Raw genomic sequence first — 19,527 nt, 5'->3', positions numbered from 1 at the left:
AAAATGACACATCTCGACGAACAGGCCCGCGCGATTTTGCGGCAAAATGACAAGGGCGGTTACACGCTGCCCACCCATGGTCTTTACCCCTACCAGTGGAACTGGGACAGCGCCTTTGCCGCCTGGGGATTTGCGACATTCGACGTGGCACGCGCCTGGGACGAACTGGACACGCTGATGGCCAGCCAATGGGACAATGGCATGGTCCCCCATATTATCTTCCACCAGCCCGATCCGGGTTATTTTCCGGGGCCGGACGTCTGGCAAACAGGCCAGACCCCCGAAACCTCGGGAATTTCGCAACCCCCGATAACGGCCATCATGGCGCGCCTGATCTTCGAGATTGATGAGCGCACCGGGCGTGCGCGACTTGAAGCGCTTTACCCCAAGTTGGTCAAATGGCATCGCTGGTGGCAGGAAATGCGCTGTACACACGGCCCCGTGGCCATCATCCATCCCTGGGAAAGCGGGCGTGACAATTGCCCCGACTGGGACATCGGGATGGCCGGTGTCGACGGCTCAGCTGTCGGACCCTACGAACGGCGCGATCTGGGCCATGTTCACGCCGACATGCGCCCTACCAAGGAAGACTACGACCGCTATATTGCCATCGTCGAATTTGGTCGCAGTGTTGGTTGGGACGACACGAAAATTGTTCAGGATGGACCGTTTTTGATGGCCGATCCCGGGATCACTTTCATGTTGCTACGGGCGCATGATGACCTCGCGGTGCTCGGGCGCGCGCTGGGAGAAGACGTATCTGAAATCGAAAGCTGGGCAACCACCCTGCGCTCCGCCCTGCCGTTGATCTGGAACGATGCGCTGAATGCCTTTGATGCGCGCAACCTGCGCGATGGGGCTTTCGCCAATATTCTCGGCTCCGGGGCCTTTCTTGCCTATCTCGCCGGGGCTGGAAATCCGCAATTGGAAGCTCAGCTTCTGCGCGCCTGGAACGCGGTGAATTATGGTGTGCCGTCGGCCGATCCCGAAGTTGATCTTTTCAACCCGCGCAAATACTGGCGCGGGCCAACCTGGCCTGTGGTCAATGCCCTCATTGCAATAGGTCTGAATGCAGATGGTCATATTGATCTTGCCGAAAGGCTCCGTTCGGAAACTGCAGCCCTGATCCGAAAGCACGGCTTTTACGAATATTTCGACCCTGTTGATACAACCCCGTGTGGGGGCAAGGATTTCACATGGACAGCCGCCATCTGGCTGACCTGGGCCCGTCATGAACCGCAGGAAAACGCTGCGAAAGGAGCTGCATAATGCCCTCAATCTCTCTCAAAGCTGTCGAGAAATGGTATGGCGAGGTCCAGGTCATCAAAGGCGTGGATCTGGAAATCGAAGAAGGCGAGTTCGTTATATTCGTGGGCCCTTCCGGTTGCGGCAAGTCCACCCTGCTCCGCATGATCGCAGGGCTTGAAGAGACCAGCCGCGGACAAATCATGATCGGGGACCGGGATGCAACAGCCGAGCCCCCATCAAAGCGGGGGCTGGCGATGGTGTTCCAGTCTTACGCGCTTTATCCGCACATGTCGGTACGCGACAATGTGGGCTTCCCGTTGAAATCGGCGGGTCTTCCGGCCACCGAGATTGCCGAAAAAGTCGATGAGGCCGCCCGGGCGCTCAAGCTGGGTGAATATCTCGACCGCCGCCCGAAGGACTTATCAGGTGGTCAGCGGCAACGCGTGGCCATTGGTCGCTCCATTGTGCGCGATCCGACGGCCTTTCTGTTCGATGAGCCTTTGTCGAACCTCGACGCCGCCCTGCGGGTCGAGATGCGCTATGAAATCGCCAAGCTGCACCAGACACTGGCCACCACGATGATCTATGTCACCCACGATCAGGTCGAAGCGATGACGCTTGCCGACCGTATCGTCGTGCTGGAGGCCGGTCGGGTGGTTCAGGTGGGGTCCCCACGGGAACTTTATGAAAACCCGTCAAACCTCTTTGTGGCGCAATTCATCGGCTCCCCCCGCATGAACGTGATGCCCCTTGGGTCCACTTCGGTAAGCAAGGCACCAGCAACCGCTACGCACGTGGGCATTCGCCCCGAGCACATTACGCTCGTCGCTGAAGGCGACGGTCACGTGGGCGGCAAGGTCGATGTTCTGGAGTATCTTGGCGCCGATACATTTGTTGTCATGGATTGTGGCGAAGCCGGTCAAGTCACTGTGCGGGTAACCGGCGACAGCGATCTTTCCCCGGGGGACGCAGCGGGCCTGTCATTTGGGCCCGGACTGACCCGCTTTTTCGACACCGCCGGGCTCGCTGTGCGTTGAGGCCAGTTGAACGGGCGGCATGGCGTTGAAAGTACTGGCTACTTTCAACGCTCAGTTTTGATCCAATGCCGCCTGATCACGTCCCACATTGCGGAACCATTGGACGATTTTTGTGCGGTCTTCGGACGGCAGTCCAGTGATGTTTGCCGGCGGCATGGCGTGGCTGACCCCGGCCTGTATGTAGATTTCCCGTGCCGCACGCGCGATATCGGCGGTGGTCTCAAGGTGCACGCCCTTGGGTGCCCAAAGCATGCCTTCCCAGACGGGTTCGCGCGCATGGCACATTGAACAGCGTCCCAAAACGATGTCCTGCACGTCGTCAAAGCCCTCGGCCTGTGCATAACGCTGCTCGTATGGGGTCAGCGCCTGTTCTTCGAGCGCGTCATAATCGCCATCCCATGATGACGCCGTCGACAGCCAGGCAATCAGGATGAAGATCAGCACCGTTACCGCCCAGGTCCAGTGCGGACCGCTGCCCGTTGCATGCATGGTGTTGAAATAATGCCGGATCGTCACCCCTGTCAGGAAAATCAGCGAGGCGATGATCCAGCTGTATTCCGTCCCGAAGGCCAGTGGATAATGGTTCGACAGCATCAGAAATACCACCGGCAGCGTCAGATAATTGTTATGCGTGCTGCGCAGCTTGGCAATCTTGCCATATTTGGGGTCCGGCGTCCGGCCTTCCTGCAAATCCTTCACCACAATGCGCTGGTTGGGCATGATGATGAAAAACACATTGGCCGTCATGATGGTGGCTGTGAATGCGCCCAGATGCAGCAATGCGGCGCGCCCGGTGAAGATCTGGTTATAGCCCCAGGACATGGCCACGAGGATCGCAAACAGCAGCAGCATCAGGAACGTAGGGTGATCGCCCAGCTTCGACTTGCACAGGAAATCGTAACAAATCCAGCCGATTGTCAGCGATCCGGCAGAGACTAGTACGGCTTGCCAGACGGACAGATCAGCCTTGGCCGGATCGATCAGATAAAGCTCCGCCCCGACCCAGTAAACCACCATCAAAAGGGCCGCCCCGGACAGCCAGGTCGCGTAACTCTCCCATTTGAACCACACCAGATGGTCGGGCATGTTTTCAGGGGCCACGAGGTATTTCTGGATGTGGTAAAACCCGCCGCCATGGACCTGCCATTCTTCGCCATGCGCGCCCACGGGCAGATGCGGCACCTTTTTCAGACCCAGATCCAGCGCCACAAAGTAAAAGGAGGATCCGATCCAGGCGATGGCCGTGATGACATGCAGCCAGCGCACCGCAAAAGCAATCCAATCCCAAATGATGGCCAGATCATACATGGCAAAATCTCCGTCGTTTTGCGCAGTCTATCCAAGCCGGAATTTGTTGGCTATATTTGGCATTCTTAAATCTCTCTCAAAAAAAAACGTATAATGTCCTACTTCGATAATATCCGCACATTTGTTCGCATCTACGAGCTTGGCACCATGTCCGCCGCCGCGCGGGACCAACGCATTTCCCCGGCAGTTGCCTCAGCGCGCATGTCGCAGCTTGAGGCGCATTTGGGGGTGCGCCTGTTTCAACGCACCACACGCAGTCTGACGCCCACGGAGCAGGGCCGGATTTTCTACGAGGGGGCCTGCGGTGTGCTGGCAGCGGTCGAAGAGGCCGAGGCGGGCATTGGCGATGTTACCGAAAACCCGCGCGGCACCTTGCATATTTCGGCCCCTCTGGGTGTCGGGAGACGCTTGATTGCCCCGCATCTACCTGAATTTGCAGAAAACTATCCGCTGGTTGATGTGCGATTGCGGCTGAGTGACCGCAAACTGGACCTCACGGCAGAAGGGCTTGATGTGGCGTTTTTTCTTGGCCGGCCCGAAGATTCCAGCCTGCGCATTCGCAAGATTGCCGATTGCACGCGCGTGCTTTGTGCTAGCCCGTCCTATGTCGCGCAGCACGGGTGCCCCAGGTCAGGCGCGGAGATTGAACGCGGGCGGCACAATTGCCTGAACCTGCGCTTTCCCGGGGCGCGCGAATTTCAGTGGGAACTGAACACCGCAGACGGCCCGCGCAAATTCGACGTGCGGGGCCGGTTTGAAAGCGATGACGGGGATGTGCTGACTGATTGGGCCCTCGCGGGGGCCGGTATCGCGCTCAAACCGCTGTTTGAGGTCGCGCATCATCTGGAAAGCGGCGCTCTGGTGCGGGTGGTGGAGGAAACGCCGCCCCTGCCCGTTCTGATGGCCTGCCTATATACCCACCGGCGTCATCAGGACCCCAAGGCGCGATTGTTCATGGAATTCGTCATCGAACGCATGGCCGCAGCGGTGGCTGAAAAATCGGCCTAGCTGCCGCGATAGGTCGCATATCCGAACGGCGACAGCAACAGCGGCACATGGTAATGGGCGGCCTCCGACATGCCAAAGCGCAGCGGGATTTCATCGAGAAAACGCGGGCTTTCCGGTGCCACACCGCTGCGGTCCAGATAATCGCCGCAGTAAAACACCAGCTCGTAGGTGCCCGTTTCAAATTCGGCTTCCGGCAAAATCTGCACATCCGTGCGCCCGTCCTCATTGGTGACAAGCCGCCGCAGGCTGGTACGTTGCGCGCCTTCGATCCGGAAAAGTTCAATCTCCAGACCGGACGCAGGACAGCCGCGCGCTGTGTCCAGTACATGTGTGGTCAGATAACCCGCCATTTCGATCTCCTTTGCTGGCCCATTCTGGTCCGGTCTATCGCCGGGTGAAACCGGTCATTTCGCAATAGTGTTTATGGTTTTTTTTGATAAACCCCAATCATTACCTGTAATATACGGATGGTGAGCAAAGGAGCACATCTATGACCCGCTACCCCCGTGACATGATAGGCTACGGTGCCACGCCGCCAGATGCGCAATGGCCAGGTGGCGCAAAAATCGCCGTCCAAATCGTTTTGAACTACGAAGAAGGCGGCGAGAACAACATCCTGCACGGCGATGCGGCATCAGAGGCCTTCCTGTCGGAAATCGTCGGGGCTGCCGCCTGGCCCGGGCAGCGCCATTGGAACATGGAATCGATCTATGAATTTGGCGCGCGCGCCGGGTTCTGGCGGTTGCACCGATTGCTCAAGGATGTGCCCATCACGGTTTACGGGGTGGCCAGCGCATTGGCGCGCTCCCCCGAACAAGTCGCGGCGATGCAGCAGGCCAATTGGGAAATCGCCAGCCACGGGTTGAAATGGATCGAATACAAGGATGCCGATCCCGTGGCAGAGGCCGCCGATATGGCCGAAGCCATTCGCCTGCACACCGAAGTGACCGGCAGCGCGCCACGCGGCTGGTACACAGGGCGGTGCAGTGACAACACGGTGCGGCTGGCGGCTGAAACCGGCCAGTTTGCCTATGTCGCGGACAGCTATGCCGATGATCTGCCCTATTGGATGGAATTTGACGACAGGGACCAGTTGATCGTGCCCTACACGCTGGACTGCAATGACATGCGTTTTGCCACGCCGCAGGGGTTCAATTCTGGGGACCAGTTCTTTGCTTATCTGCGCGACACCTTCGATGCGCTTTATGCCGAAGGGGATGAGGGTGCGCCAAAGATGATGTCCGTCGGTCTGCATTGCCGTCTGATCGGTCGTCCCGGCAGGGTCCAATCGCTCAAACGTTTTTTGGATCACGCTCGCGCGCATGAGGGCGTCTGGTTTGCAACGCGTGAACAGATCGCTGATCATTGGGCCCAGACCTATCCGCATCAGCGCCGCGAGAAGCCAAGCGCGCTCGGGCGCGAGGCTTTCGTCGCCCGCTTTGGCGGCATTTTTGAACATTCACCCTGGATCGCCGAAGGGGCCCATGCGGCAGAACTGGGCCCCGCCCATGACACGGCTGCCGGCCTGCATAATGCACTGGCCCGCGTGTTTCGCAGCGCGGATGAGGAGCAAAAGCTGGGGGTTCTGACGGCGCACCCGGATCTGGCGGGCAAACTGGCGCAGGCAAAACGGCTCACCGCCGAGAGCACATCGGAACAAGCCACAGCCGGACTTGACGCCCTGACCGATGCGGAACGCGCAGAATTCACCAGCCTGAACGACGCCTATGTCGCCAAACACGGCTTTCCCTTCATCATCGCCGTGCGGGATCACGACAAGGCGGGCATTCTGGCGCGCTTCAGGGAACGTATCGACAATGACCGCCCCACCGAATTCACCGAGGCCTGCCGTCAGGTGGAGAGGATCGCGGAATTCCGCCTGCGTGATCTTCTGCCATGACCCGGTCAGTGATCGCTCGGCCGCTAACGGCGCAGCACTTCGCGGCGTTTGGCGACGTACTGGAGGTTCAGGGCGATCCCGATAAGCTGATCAATCAGGGGCTTTGCGGACGTCACCATGACCGTGCGCAGATGGATTTTTCCGCAGGCCGCGCGGGGATCAGCCTCTTTGACGCGCAGCCGCGCAGCCTGCCTTTCGTGCTGGAGATGATGGAACGGCACCCCGACGGCTCACAGGCCTTTATCCCCATGCACCAGAACCCCTATCTGGTGGCGGTGGCGGAAGATGCAGGCGGCGCACCCTCCCAACCTGTTGCGTTCATTGCCCAACCGGGACAGGGCGTGAATTATCACCGAAACATCTGGCATGGGGTGCTGTGCCCACTGGCACCTCCCGGGCTCTTTGCCGTGGTCGACCGCATCGGTGATGGTGCAAATTTGCAGGAACACTGGTTTGACGATCCCTGGCAGATCACCGGGGATGCCCCCGGCTGACAACCCGCTACCCCAGCCCCAGTTTCATGTGCCGGTTGACGTCCTTGTAGAGCAGATAGCGGAAAGCACCCGGCCCACCTGCGTAACAGGCCTGCGGGCAAAAGGCGCGAAGCCACATGTAATCGCCTGCCTCGACCTCCACCCAATCCTGGTTGAGCCGATAGACCGCCTTGCCTTCCAGAACATAAAGCCCGTGTTCCATCACATGGGTTTCGCAAAACGGGATCACCGCACCGGGCTGAAAGGTGACAATCGTGACATGCATGTCGTGGCGCAGATCCGAGGGGTCAACAAAACGGGTGGTCGCCCATTTGCCATCCGTCTCCGGCATGACCGTCGGTGCCACATCCTGATCCCGCGTGACAATCGGATCGGGATGCGCAAGCCCCTCGACCGCCTCATAGGCTTTGCGGATCCAGTGGAACCGCGTTACGGCCTGCGTGTTGTTGCGCAAAGCCCAGTCGCTGCCCGCTGGAATATAGGCATAGCTGCCTTCGACCAGCGCGTGCTGCGTGCCATTGATCACCAGATCAAACCCGCCTTCTACGACGAACAAAACCGCCTGCGCACGGGCATCCGTTTCCGGCCTGTCGCTGCCGCCCCCCGGTGCCACTTCCATGATGTATTGTGAAAACGTCTCGGCAAAACCGCTGAGCGGGCGCGAGAGAACCCACAGACGTGTCTTGTCCCAGAACGGCAGGAAGCTTGTCACGATGTCACGCATCGTTCCTTTGGGAATGACCGCATAGGCATCTGTGAAAACCGCCCGATCCGTCAACAGGGTGGTCTGATCCGGGTGCCCACCGGTCGGGGCGTAATAAGGAGCTTTCGACATTGTGTTGTTCCTGCGTTGGGATGGGCTGACCCTCACCCAGCCAAACCTCCCCCGCAAGACCGCTTCCCCCTTAAGGAGCTTTCGCCAATTTTTGAAAATCACCCAAACATTCAGCGCCCTCTGAAATAGCCGGACTGCATCTCCCGTAACTGCACCCGGCATTGCGCCACCATGAAATCAACGAACAGTCGGATTTTGGGGTCCTGCAACCGGCGGTGGGGATAAAGACAGCCAAAGATCGCGTCCATAGGCGGCGTTTGCGGCAAGACTTCCACCAGATGGCCGCTTTCCAGTTGTTCGGCCACATCAAAGACGGGTTTGTTCACAATCCCCCGATGATCAAGCGCCCAAGCGGTCAGCACATCGCCATCATCGGAATCGTAGCTGCCAGCGGGTTCGATTTTAATTGGCCCTTCGGGCGTCTGTAACGTCCAGAAATACTCGGGCGAGCGGGGATAACGCAGCAAAAGACAGTTGTGCGCCTTTTCGGTAAGATCCTGAGAGCGCTGCGGCGCGCCTCTCGCTGCCAGATATTCCGGCGTTGCGCAAAGCACCCGAGGACAATCCGCAATCTTGCGCAGCGTCAGCGTGGACTCGGGCGGCGTTCCAACCATCAAAGCCACATCCAGCCGGTCATCCAGCAAATCGACCTTGCGGTCAGACAGGCGCAACCGGATCGAAATGTCGGGATAGCTCTCTACGAACCGCGGCACGAGCGGGGCAACGATGCGTTTGCCGACCCCAAGCGGGGCTGCAACCTGAATAACCCCATGCGGACTGCCTGCAAACCCGGCGATCACCGCTTCAGCGTGTTCAACGTTCTCCACAATCGTGCGCGCATGATCGTAAAAACTCTGCCCGGCTTCCGTAGGCGTCAGTTTGCGGGTTGTGCGGTTGAACAGACGCACATCGAGCCGTTTTTCCAACTCCTTGATCCTGTTGCTGGCCACTGCGGGCGTCAGACGCAGATCGCGCCCCCCTGCGGTGATGCTGCCAAGCTCCACCACACGCACGAATACTTTCAGACTTTCAAGATACGGCATGTTTCCGCCTCGATTTTCAATGAATCGTTGAAAAAGCTTACCAGTCTCAGGCGTTTTGTCGAAGATCGAAATAGGTCATGATGAGAACAACCACATGACGGAACCACAGATCGGGGACATTCAACCCATGCACTCCAGACCCAACATCCGCTTTTTGCTGAACGGGCGTGACATCAGCCTGGACGACGTGGGGGCCTCCGATACCTTGCTGGACTATCTGCGACTGGAACGTCGCCTGACCGGCACCAAGGAAGGTTGTGCCGAGGGTGATTGCGGGGCCTGCACCGTGCTGGTCGGACGCTTGCAGGACGGCAGGTTGCGCTACGAAGCGGTGAATGCCTGCATCCGCCTGATGGCCTCACTGGACGGTTGCCACGTCGTTTCGCTCGAATATCTGTCCGGTCCGCATGGCAAGCTGCACCCAGTGCAGCAGGCGATGGTCGAACATCATGGCAGCCAATGCGGATTTTGCACGCCGGGGTTTGTCATGTCGCTCTATGCGCTCTGGATGCAAAACCCCGATCCCTCCGAGGATGAGATTGAAACCGCCTTGCAGGGCAATCTGTGCCGCTGCACCGGCTACGCCCCGATCATTCGCGCCGCAAAGGCGATCACAGAACATGGCTCTCCCGCCGAGGATGCGCTCACGATGGAACGAGACGACATCACCACACGTCTGAGCGCTTTGCAGGATGGCAAGCGGGTTGATCTGCGCAAAGACAACAGCCGCGCGATCCTGCCTGCCAACACGGATGATCTGGCGCAGGTTCTTTTGGAAACGCCCGATGCCACCATGGTGGCCGGTGCCACCGATGTCGGGCTTTGGGTGACCAAGTTTCTCAAGGACATCTCCCCGGTTGTTTTCCTCAACCATCTGGAAGAACTCAGGAAAATCGAGCGGCGCGATGATCATATTCACATCGGTGCGGGTGTCAGCTATTCCGATGCCGAGGCCATTTTATGTGATGACTACCCACATCTGAGCGCGTTCTGGGACCGGATTGCTGGCTGGCAGATCAGGAACATGGGCACCATCGGCGGCAATATCGCCAATGGCTCGCCCATCGGTGACACCCCCCCGGTGCTGATTGCCCTTGGCGCGGAGATCACGCTGCGGCGGGGCGATGCACGCCGCACCCTGCCCATCGAAGCGTTCTTCATCGACTATGGCAAACAGGATCTGGTGCCAGGTGAATTTCTCGAAACGATCCGCGTGCCCCGACCCGGCCCGGATGCACGGCACAGCGCGTATAAGATTTCCAAGCGGCGTGATGAAGATATCTCGTCGGTCTGTGCCGCTTTCAACGTGACCGTGCAGAACGGCACGATCCAATCGGCGCGCATTGCCTTTGGCGGCATGGCGGCGACACCGAAACGGGCCGCCAGCGCAGAACAGGCGCTCGTCGGTCAAACATGGGCGGAGGCAAGCCTGACCACCGCTGCCGAGGCACTGGCGCAGGATTTCAGCCCGTTGACCGACTGGCGGGCCTCCGCAGATTACCGGATGCAGGTCTCCAAAAACCTTTTCCGCCGGTTTTATGCCGAACATTCCGGTGCGACATCCGATGTTCAGCTGGTTCGGGCCTGAGGGGGCATGGCGATGAAAGACAATTCGATGACACTGGACCCACGGCACGATTCAGCGATCAAACATGTGACGGGCCAGGCGGAATATGCCGATGATATTCCCGAACCAATTGGCACTTTGCATGCCTGTCTGGGGCTGTCCACGCGCGCGCATGCGCGGGTGGTGGCGATGGACCTCGCGGCCGTCCGCGCTGCCCCCGGTGTGGTCGGCGTTCTGACCGAAGAGGATATCCCCGGCGAGAATGACGTCAGCCCGACCGGCCTCAAGGACGAGCCGATCTTTGCCGGGCCCCTCGTGCAATTCTGGGGCCAACCCATGTTCGCCGTTGTGGCCGAGACGCGCGATGCCGCACGCCGGGCCGCCAAGCTGGCCGACATCACCTATGAAGACCTGCCCCATGTGCTCGACGCCGCAGAGGCACGCGCGGCGCAATACCCCTATGTCACCCCGCCCCTGAAGCTGGAGCGCGGCGATGTGGCGCCTGCATTGGAGGCGGCACCGCATCGCCTGTCGGGCCAGATGCGGGTCGGCGGGCAGGATCACATGTATCTGGAAGGTCACATCGCCTTTGCCATACCCGGCGAAGATGAGGACGTGATCGTGCATTCTTCCACCCAGCACCCGTCAGAAGCGCAACATATGGTGGCCAAGGTTCTGGGCGTGAATTCCAACGCCGTCACCGTCAACGTGCGGCGTATGGGCGGTGGCTTTGGCGGCAAGGAAACGCAGATGAACCTCTTTTGCGCTGTCGCCGCCATGGCCGCCAAGAAATGGCACCGTGCCGTGAAAATCCGCCCCGACCGGGATGATGACATGTCCGCAACCGGCAAGCGCCATGATTTCGTGATTGATTATGATGTGGGCTTTGACGCTGACGGGAAAGTCCACGCGGTTGCTGGTGATTTCGCGGCGCGCTGCGGGTTTTCTTCCGATCTGTCCGGGCCGGTGACGGACCGCGCGCTCTTTCACGCTGATAACGCCTATTTCTACCCCAATGTTCGACTGCGCTCGCATCCGATGAAGACCAACACTGTCTCCAACACCGCCTTTCGCGGGTTTGGCGGCCCGCAGGGGGTGATCGCGGCGGAACGGATCATGGAAGAAATCGCCTACGCTCTGGGCAAGGACACGCTGGAGGTGCGGCGCGCCAATTTCTACGGCACCGAGGACCGCAATGTCACGCCCTATCATCAGACCGTCGAAGACAACATCATGCCACGCATCGTGGATGAACTGGAAGCCAGTGCGGCGTATCAAACTCGGCGCAAGGCCATTCTTGCGCATAACGCGAAGGGCGGCATCACCCGCAAGGGCATCGCGCTGACACCGGTCAAATTCGGGATTTCCTTTACCGCGACATGGTATAATCAGGCCGGATCACTGGTGCACATCTACAATGACGGGTCGATTGCGCTGAACCACGGCGGGACCGAAATGGGCCAGGGGTTGAACACCAAGGTCGCCCAGATCGCGGCGGAAGCTTTCGGCGTTGATTTCGCTCGCGTGAAAATCACCAAAACGACAACCGAGAAAGTCCCCAACACATCCGCCACTGCGGCCTCTTCAGGCTCTGACCTGAACGGCATGGCCGCCCTTGACGGCTGTGAACAGATCAAGGCCCGGCTGGTCGAGTTTGCCGCCGAAAAATGGCAGGCCAAGCCCGACACCATCCGCTTTGCCAACAATCACGTGCATATCGGCGCGGAATCGGTGCCGTTTTCCGATTTCATCAAACAGGCCTATATGGCGCGCATTCAGCTATCTGCGGCGGGGTTCTACAAGACGCCCAAGATCCACTGGGACCGCGCCTCCGGCAAGGGGCGTCCGTTTTATTACTATGCTTACGGTGCAGCCTGTTCCGAGGTCACGATCGACACGCTGACCGGTGAATACATCGTCGAGCGCACGGATATTCTGCATGATGTGGGCCGGTCGCTGAACGCGCAACTGGACATTGGTCAAATCGAAGGGGCGTTCATTCAGGGCATGGGCTGGCTGACCACCGAAGAGCTGTGGTGGGACAATGAGGGTCAGTTGCGCACGCACGCGCCGTCGACCTATAAAATCCCGCTGGCGTCGGACCGTCCGCGCATTTTCAACGTCACGCTGCCGGATTGGTCGGAAAACCGCGAGAATACGATCAAACGTTCCAAGGCCGTGGGTGAGCCACCCTTCATGCTGGGCATTTCCGTATTCGAGGCCCTGTCCATGGCGGTGGCCAGCGTGGATGATTACAAGACCTGCCCGCGTCTGGATGCGCCTGCCACACCGGAGTGCGTTCTGATGGCGGTTGAACGGCTCAGAAAGGCGCGCGCGGATGTCTCTTGAAGCGTTCTTTGACAGACATGGTAAGGTCATCCATGTGCGCCAGACCGACGTGCGCGGCTCGGCACCTCGCGAAGCCGGGGCGGAGATGTTCGTGGCACTGACCGCAACCTATGGCACCATTGGCGGCGGGCAGTTGGAATATATGGCCATCGACCAGGCGCGCGCCATGCTGCGGCAAGGACGTGCCAGCACGCAGATGAATGTGCCGCTGGGGCCGGAAATCGGGCAATGCTGCGGGGGCCGCGTGGTGCTGCACCTTTCGCAGTTGAGCGCAGCGGAAACCGTCGCGGCCTGTGCCAGAGAAACAGCCGATCACAGCGCCTATCGCCACGTCTACATTCTGGGGGCCGGTCATGTGGGGCGGGCTTTGGCGCAGCTTTTCCAGCATTTGCCCGTTCGTTGCTGCCTTGTCGACACCCGCGCCGAGGAGTTGGCGCTGTCCGATGCCGCCGTGGACAAACGATGCACCGCCCTGCCGGAGGCTGAGATCAGACAGGCCGCCGCTGGCAGCGCCTTCATCGTGCTGACCCATGATCACGCCCTTGATTTCCTGCTGACATCCGAGGCTCTGGCAAGACCGGATGCCGCCTATGTCGGTCTGATCGGGTCCGCGACCAAACGCGCAAAATTCGAAACCTACTGCCGAACCAGCACACCGGAGGTATCAACCAACGCGCTGATCTGCCCCATCGGGGCGGGCCATAGTACCGACAAGCGACCCCATGTGATCGCTTCTTTTGTGGTGGCCGAGGTCATGGCCAGGCTCACCGAGCCGCAACTGAATACCAAAATCTCCGCCTGAGCGCGGTTACCGAAAGTCACAAACGCCCGCACGCCGTACCGGCAGTGCGCTCAAAAGACTTGTCTTAGGGAGGACACTCAAATGGCACAGGCCAGCTACAGTTACAAACTTTTCGCGCGCAGCGATTACAGCGCTTTCTGGGCGCTTTTTACCGACAACCTTGTAAACCTCATGGTGCTGTCAGCGGTCTGTCAATTCGTCTTCCAGATGCCCGCCGACATCGTTTACGGCCGCATTGTTCCGGGCGCCGCCGTAGCCATTCTCGCAGGCGTTCTGGTCTATGTGCTGATGGCCAAACGCGTGGCCAACAAGACCGGCAAGGATGTCACCGCCCTGCCCTATGGCATCTCCACACCGGTGATGTTTGTCTATCTCTTTGGTGTGATTGGACCGATCTACTGGAGCACGCAGGACGCGGTTCTGGCCTGGCAGGTGGGCATAGGTGCCGGTTTCATGGGCGGCATTGTGGCGGCCTTCGGGGCGATTGTCGGGCCATTTCTCAAACGCATCACACCGCGCGCGGGCATGCTCGGCACGCTTTGCGGCATTGCCATTGTCTTCATCGGTTCGGTGCCGCTGACCCAAGTCTTTGAAAACCCGATCATCGGCTTTGCCTCGCTTGTTTTCATCCTCTGGGGGCTGATTGGCCGGTTTCGCCTGCCCATGGGCATTCCCGCAGGTCTGATCGCCATCGGGGTCGGCACGCTCATCGCCATTCTGCTCGGCCAGTCACGCTTCAGCTTTGAGGGTGTGGGGTTCTATCCGCCGCTGCCCTATTTCGGCGATCTGATCGCGGGCGTGCAATACCTCTTTGCCAATCCGGAGCTTTTCCTCGTGCTGGTGCCGGTACAAATCTACAACTTTATTGAGACAATGAATAACGTGGAAAGCGCCGAGGCCGCAGGCGATCACTACCCCGTTGCCGCCTGTCAGGTGACCGATGGTATGGGCACAATGATCGGTGCCATCTTCGGCTCACCCTTCCCCACAACCGTCTATATCGGACACCCCGCCTATAAACGGATGGACGCCCATGCAGGCTACGTCATCGGCGTTGGCGCGGTGATCGCCTTTTCCGCTTTCTTCGGGTTCCTCGCTTTTCTCAACGGGCTGATCCCGATTGCTGCCGCCGCACCGGTTCTGGTCTTTGTCTCGGTCAGCCTGATCACCAACACGGCTTTTTCGGTCAAGACCGAGCATATGGCGGCTGTCTCCTTCGCGATCCTGCCGCATATCTCCAGCTTTCTCGTGACCAAATGGGGGTCCTTGATGAATGCGCTGCGCAGTAATGGTGTTGAAGGCTTGCCCAACCTCGGGGATGCCGATCTGACCGCAGCCCTGCTGATGGAAGGCGCACATTACGAAGGGCATCTGGCCTTGTCGCAAGGCGCGATCATCACCGGCCTGATCTGGGGCGCGATCGTGGCATCAATCATCGACGGCAAGTTCAAGAACGCCGGGGGTTTCGCCATTGCAGCCGCGGTCATGTCATCCATCGGGATCATCCATGCCGCCAGCCTGCAAATGCCACAGCTCGACGGCATCACCATCGGCTATCTGATCGTCGGGGCCTTCCTGCTGATCTATCCCGCAATTGCCCCCAAGGAAGATCTCGAACACCGCGTGATCGTGCCGGATGAGCCGGATTTTCTGAACACTGACCTGCCGGGCGAGCGCGCCTGAGCACAGGCGGGGCGGTTTTCTGCCGCCCCGCACACATTATCTTCAAGGCCCAGAAAACATGAACGATACCCTGCTACGCGGACGCCTCCTGACCTTTCACCACGCGCCGGAAGACGCTAGTGACACAGACGCCTATACTTACATCGAGGATGGTGCCTTGGTGGTGCGCGACGGGCTGATCGTGGCCTCAGGCTCATTCGACGAGATCGCGCCACAGGCCCGGAGCGCCGATCTTGCCGATCACCGCCCCAATCTGCTGATGGCCGGGTTCATTGACACGCATCTGCACTTCCCGCAGGCGCAGGTTGTCGCCTCCTGGGGCAGCCAGCTTCTGGACTGGCTGAACGGCTATGTTTTTCCCGAAGAAATCCGCTTTCAGGACGCGGCGCATGCCGGTGCCATCGCGACGCGGTTCTTTGACGTTCTGACGCAACACGGCACCACGACGGCTGTGGCCTATTGCTCTGTTCACACCCAATCCGTGGACGCCTATTTCACCGAGGCCGCCCAGCGCAACATGCGCATGATCGGGGGCAAGGTGATGATGGATCGCAACGCGCCGGATGCGCTTTGTGACACGGCGGAAACCAGCTATCACGACAGCAAGGCGCTGATCGACAAATGGCACGGAAAAGGGCGTGCGGGATATGCCATCTCGCCCCGCTTCGCGATCACCTCGACACCCGCTCAGATGGAGATGGCGGGCGCTTTGGTCGCCGAAAACCCCGGATGCCACGTGCAGACACATGTCTCCGAAAACCTGGATGAAATCGCTTTTGCGACATCCCTTTATCCCGATGCCAAGGACTATCTGCACATCTACGAAACCTATGGCTTGCTGAGCGACAAGATGCTTCTGGGTCATGCCATACATCTGTCAGAACGCGAAGTGGCAACACTGGCTGAGACCGAAGCGCATCCGGTATTTTGCCCCACGTCCAATCTCTTTCTGGGCTCGGGGCTATTCGATGACGCCCGCCTGCGCGCGGCCGGTGTGCGCAACGCGATTGCCACAGACATTGGCGCAGGCACCAGCTATTCCATGCTGCAAACCCTCAATGAGGGCTACAAGATCCTGCAGCTTCAGGATCAGAAACTGCACGCCCTGCGCGCCTTTGACTGGATCACAAGGGGCAATGCAGATGTTTTGGGACTTGCGGATAAAATCGGCACGCTGAAAGCGGGAAGTGAAGCGGATATCGTTGTGCTTGACGCTTTTGCCACGCCTGCCATGTCGTTGCGGATGGAGCGCGCAGAGACACTGGAGGAGGAATTGTTTGTGCTTCAGATCATGGGCGATGACCGGTCCATCGCGCAGACCTATGTTGCGGGTGTGCCTCAGAAATAACCGGCGAGACGGGACTTATGGGGCCTTGGCCGCCTCCAGCGCCTGACGCAGCACATCGCGGTCGCCGATGTGGTTACACAAGACCAGGATCAGCCGCGCGTTAAAAGCATCGCTCTGTTCCTTTTCAAGCCCTTCATGTGCGGCCAGAAGCGCGTCATAAAACCCGTCAGGGTCAGGGATATTGGGGGTCAGGTTGAGGGTCATGATCAGGCTCCCTTGCCGATCGCTGTTTTCACGGCAGCGGCCAGCGCATCAATATCCGTGTCCGGCCAGCGCGCCGCCACATGCTGGTCAGGCCGGATCAGGTAAAGGGCGCGTGGTTGGGTGCCAAGATAGCGCTGCGCCAGTGCCCCGGTTGGATCATGTTCGGTCATTCTGAGCGCCACATGAGTCAACGGCACGCCCTCCACCGCGTCAATTTCCGGGACCGCACAATTGAAGGCCAGCACCGTAAATTGCCCCGGCAGCCTGTCCAGGAGATAGCCCCGATCCAGCGGCGCGTCGATGCAGGGCGCCCCAACGCGGGTGATATCCGGCCCGTCCAACTCATCCGGACCATTGAGAGGCATACCATCATAGACGCACGGCACGGACAGGCGACCGGAATTCACCATGGGCCGGGCAAATTCATGCTGTCGCGCCAGATCGAGCACGGCATTGCGGAATATTTTGCTCATATCGGATTTGGGCGTCAGGAAATCCGTCGCGCGGGTGGAGTTCAGGATATTCTCATCCGCCCCATGCGCGCGCTCTGCCGAATAACTGTCCAGCAGGCTTTCCGGTGCAAGACCTTTGACAATGAAATCCAGCTTCCACGCCAGATTATCCGCATCCTGAATGCCCGAATTCGCCCCCCGCGCGCCGAAGGGAGAGACCTGATGCGCGCTATCGCCGGCAAAGATCACGCGCCCGTGGCGGAACTCCTTCATCCGGCGGCATTGGAAGGTGTAAATGGAGGTCCATGCCAGCTCATATTCGGCACCTTCCCCAAGCATCGCATCCACACGCTCCCCGATCCTGGTAGGATCGAGTTCAACTTGTCGGTCGATGTTCCAGCCCAGTTGAAAATCAATGCGCCAGATGTCGTCAGGTTGCTTGTGCAGCAGTGCCGACTGACCGCTGCCCTTGAAAGGAGGTTCAAACCAGAACCAACGCTCGGTAGGAAACGCCGCCGTCATCTTTACGTCTGCAATCAGGAAATTGTCTTCGAACACCCGCCCGTCAAAACTGAGACCCAGCATGTTGCGCAGCGGCGAGCGCGCGCCATCACAGGCCACCACCCAATCCGCCGCGATCTGATAGGGACCCTCGGGGGTACTCACATCCAGAACAACGCAGTCATCCTGCGGTGCAACGCCTGTAACAGCGTTCTGCCCCCGGATTTCGATGGGCGCGCCCTGCGCTTGCGCGACCCGGATTTCATCCACCAGGAATTTTTCGAAATGGGGTTGTTGCAGGTTGATGAAGGCTGGCATCTTGTGACCCGCCTCCGGTTGCAGGTTGAATTCAAAAACCCGGTCTGGCCCATGAAAAACTTTGCCAACGTTCCAGACCACGCCTTTGTCGAGCATGGCCTGACCTGCGCCCAGACGGTCGGCAATCTCCAGCGTCCGCTTGGAAAAACAAATCGCGCGGCTGCCCTGCCCGACCCCTTCATGATCGTCCAGCACCAGAACCGGCGTGCCCTTGCGCCCCAGATCAAGCGCTGTGGCCATACCGATCGGACCACCGCCCACTACGACCACTGGCAGGCGCTGCATCGGCATGTCCTGCGCCGCCACCCGCGCGTACGGGTAAAGCTTGAACGCAAGATCATATCTGACGTCTACCATCGGTGTCCTCCCCAGAACCCTATGTGGCCTTTAAGCAAGGCAAATCACCCCTGAAGGGCTGCCCACATCTCCAGATCACGCTTGTCCGTCCAGATGCGCGGCGTGTCGATGCCGCGCGCTTCGTCATAGGCACGGGCCACATTGAAAGGCAGGCAGTGCTCGTAAATTGCGTAATCCTTGAATTTCGGATCACAGGCTTCGCGCACCGCGTCCCAGGCCTCTTTCAGCGTGCCACCTGACGCGGCTATCCGGGCCGCCGGGCGGTAGGTGCTGGTCACGAAATCACGTGTGTTCTCGATCGCCGCGCTCACCATGTCCTTGCCCACCAGCGCATCGCCACGACCGGGCGCGATGGCGTCCACATCATAGGCCTTGATCGCATCAAGCGTGTCACCCCAGTCGCCGAAATGTCCGTCACCGCAATAACAGGCAGAGTGGTATTCCACGATGTCACCGGTAAACATCACGTTCTGGTCGGGCACGTGAATGACCGCGTCCCCCGCCGTATGCGCCCGCCCGAGATGTTTGATGTCGACCCGACGCTTGCCCAGATAGACGGTCATGCTGTCTGAAAAACTTGTGGTCGGATAGGTGAGACCGGGGATACCTTCATGCCCCTCGAACAGACGCGGGAAACGCTGGAATTCGCTATCCCAGTCTTCCTGACCGCGCTCGACCACCATGGCGCGCGCCTTGTCGGACATGATGATCTGATCCGCGCCATAGGCAGATGCGCCCAGCACGCGCACCGCATGATAGTGGGTCAACACCAGATGGCTGATCGGTTTGTCGGTGACTTCTCGCACCTTCTCAATGACCTTGTTCGCCAGCCGCGGTGTTGCCTGCGCCTCCACGATCATCACGCTGTCATCGCCGATGATCACGCCGGAGTTCGGGTCGCCTTCGGCGGTAAAGGCCCACAAGCCATCGCCAACCTCGGTGAAAGAAATGGCCTTCTCCGTCAGATCGCCTGCGGATGCGAATGCTTTGCTCATCTGGTTGTCTCCTTTGGCCCGTTTCTGAGCCGGTGTTTCAGGGGCGGCACGGATGGCACCGCAGAGTGTGGATTTTTG

The 19,527-nt window shown here is 59.5% G+C and carries 17 protein-coding genes; 10 read left to right on the top strand and 7 right to left on the bottom strand.

The window, feature by feature from the left end; translation table 11 throughout:
• Positions 1 to 3 precede the first annotated feature (3 nt).
• Positions 4 to 1,269 (top strand): hypothetical protein, encoded by a 1,266-nt coding sequence (locus tag Q0802_RS09525; RefSeq protein ID WP_298917059.1) that lies wholly within the window; start codon positions 4 to 6, stop codon positions 1,267 to 1,269.
• Positions 1,269 to 2,285, top strand: a complete 1,017-nt coding sequence (locus Q0802_RS09520) for an ABC transporter ATP-binding protein (RefSeq protein ID WP_298917057.1) — start codon at positions 1,269 to 1,271, stop codon at positions 2,283 to 2,285. The genes Q0802_RS09525 and Q0802_RS09520 overlap by 1 nt, the downstream gene beginning before the upstream one ends.
• Positions 2,286 to 2,336: 51 nt before the next feature.
• Here Q0802_RS09520 and Q0802_RS09515 read toward each other — a convergent pair whose 3' ends face one another.
• A complete protein-coding gene (locus tag Q0802_RS09515; protein ID WP_298917055.1) occupies positions 2,337 to 3,593 on the bottom strand; it encodes a urate hydroxylase PuuD in 1,257 nt (418 codons plus the stop codon).
• Between the two features lie 93 nt (positions 3,594 to 3,686).
• Here Q0802_RS09515 and Q0802_RS09510 point away from each other — a divergent pair, with 93 nt between their 5' ends.
• Positions 3,687 to 4,601 carry a LysR family transcriptional regulator gene (locus Q0802_RS09510; protein ID WP_298917053.1) on the top strand — a complete coding sequence of 305 codons (915 nt, stop codon included), beginning with the start codon at positions 3,687 to 3,689 and terminating at the stop codon, positions 4,599 to 4,601.
• Here the strand turns inward: Q0802_RS09510 and uraH are convergent.
• Positions 4,598 to 4,951 (bottom strand): hydroxyisourate hydrolase, encoded by a 354-nt coding sequence (uraH, locus tag Q0802_RS09505; protein WP_298917051.1) that lies wholly within the window; start codon positions 4,949 to 4,951, stop codon positions 4,598 to 4,600. The two genes, Q0802_RS09510 and uraH, sit on opposite strands and share 4 nt — an antisense overlap.
• A 140-nt stretch (positions 4,952 to 5,091) precedes the next feature.
• Between uraH and puuE the strand changes: the two genes are divergently transcribed.
• Both puuE and Q0802_RS09495 read left to right on the top strand, forming a co-directional pair.
• The gene (puuE, locus tag Q0802_RS09500) at positions 5,092 to 6,501 is read left to right on the top strand and encodes an allantoinase PuuE (protein WP_298917049.1); all 1,410 of its coding nucleotides are present in this window, start codon (positions 5,092 to 5,094) and stop codon (positions 6,499 to 6,501) included.
• Positions 6,498 to 6,995 carry an ureidoglycolate lyase gene (locus Q0802_RS09495; protein WP_298917047.1) on the top strand — a complete coding sequence of 166 codons (498 nt, stop codon included), beginning with the start codon at positions 6,498 to 6,500 and terminating at the stop codon, positions 6,993 to 6,995. The genes puuE and Q0802_RS09495 overlap by 4 nt, the downstream gene beginning before the upstream one ends.
• Before the next feature lie 7 nt (positions 6,996 to 7,002).
• Here the strand turns inward: Q0802_RS09495 and Q0802_RS09490 are convergent, their stop codons facing one another.
• A complete protein-coding gene (locus Q0802_RS09490; protein WP_298917045.1) occupies positions 7,003 to 7,830 on the bottom strand; it encodes a bifunctional allantoicase/(S)-ureidoglycine aminohydrolase in 828 nt (275 codons plus the stop codon).
• A gap of 110 nt (positions 7,831 to 7,940) precedes the next feature.
• Positions 7,941 to 8,873 (bottom strand): LysR family transcriptional regulator, encoded by a 933-nt coding sequence (locus Q0802_RS09485; RefSeq protein WP_298917043.1) that lies wholly within the window; start codon positions 8,871 to 8,873, stop codon positions 7,941 to 7,943.
• A gap of 94 nt (positions 8,874 to 8,967) precedes the next feature.
• Between Q0802_RS09485 and xdhA the strand changes: the two genes are divergently transcribed.
• The 5 genes from xdhA to guaD all read left to right on the top strand — a co-directional run bounded on the left by xdhA (position 8,968) and on the right by guaD (position 16,622).
• Entirely contained in the window at positions 8,968 to 10,461 is a 1,494-nt protein-coding gene (gene xdhA / locus Q0802_RS09480; RefSeq protein WP_298917041.1) for a xanthine dehydrogenase small subunit, read from the top strand.
• 12 nt (positions 10,462 to 10,473) lie between these two features.
• Complete coding sequence (xdhB, locus tag Q0802_RS09475; RefSeq protein ID WP_298917038.1) at positions 10,474 to 12,789, top strand: xanthine dehydrogenase molybdopterin binding subunit; 2,316 nt, start codon at positions 10,474 to 10,476, stop codon at positions 12,787 to 12,789.
• Positions 12,779 to 13,591 carry a xanthine dehydrogenase accessory protein XdhC gene (gene xdhC, locus Q0802_RS09470; protein WP_298917036.1) on the top strand — a complete coding sequence of 271 codons (813 nt, stop codon included), beginning with the start codon at positions 12,779 to 12,781 and terminating at the stop codon, positions 13,589 to 13,591. Before xdhB ends, xdhC begins: the two co-directional genes overlap by 11 nt.
• An 81-nt stretch (positions 13,592 to 13,672) precedes the next feature.
• A complete protein-coding gene (locus Q0802_RS09465) occupies positions 13,673 to 15,274 on the top strand; it encodes a xanthine/uracil/vitamin C permease (protein ID WP_298917034.1) in 1,602 nt (533 codons plus the stop codon).
• 58 nt (positions 15,275 to 15,332) lie between these two features.
• Positions 15,333 to 16,622: a guanine deaminase gene (gene guaD / locus Q0802_RS09460; RefSeq protein WP_298917032.1), complete on the top strand. Its 1,290-nt coding sequence runs from the start codon at positions 15,333 to 15,335 to the stop codon at positions 16,620 to 16,622.
• Between the two features lie 15 nt (positions 16,623 to 16,637).
• Here the strand turns inward: guaD and Q0802_RS09455 are convergent, their stop codons facing one another.
• Genes Q0802_RS09455 through Q0802_RS09445 form a run of 3 tightly spaced genes read right to left on the bottom strand, consistent with a single transcriptional unit; the run spans position 16,638 to position 19,449 of the window.
• Positions 16,638 to 16,826 carry a DUF2783 domain-containing protein gene (locus tag Q0802_RS09455; RefSeq protein WP_298917030.1) on the bottom strand — a complete coding sequence of 63 codons (189 nt, stop codon included), beginning with the start codon at positions 16,824 to 16,826 and terminating at the stop codon, positions 16,638 to 16,640.
• Positions 16,827 to 16,828: 2 nt separating this feature from the next.
• Positions 16,829 to 18,454, bottom strand: a complete 1,626-nt coding sequence (locus tag Q0802_RS09450) for an FAD-dependent oxidoreductase (protein ID WP_298917027.1) — start codon at positions 18,452 to 18,454, stop codon at positions 16,829 to 16,831.
• A 44-nt stretch (positions 18,455 to 18,498) separates the two neighbouring features.
• Positions 18,499 to 19,449, bottom strand: coding sequence for an MBL fold metallo-hydrolase (locus tag Q0802_RS09445; protein ID WP_298917024.1), 951 nt, complete (start codon positions 19,447 to 19,449; stop codon positions 18,499 to 18,501).
• Between the last annotated feature and the right edge of the window lie 78 nt (positions 19,450 to 19,527).

Origin of the sequence: uncultured Roseobacter sp. (genome assembly GCF_947495275.1) — a bacterium.
Lineage (GTDB): Bacteria > Pseudomonadota > Alphaproteobacteria > Rhodobacterales > Rhodobacteraceae > Roseobacter.
This window is presented reverse-complemented; position numbering and strand designations above follow the sequence as displayed.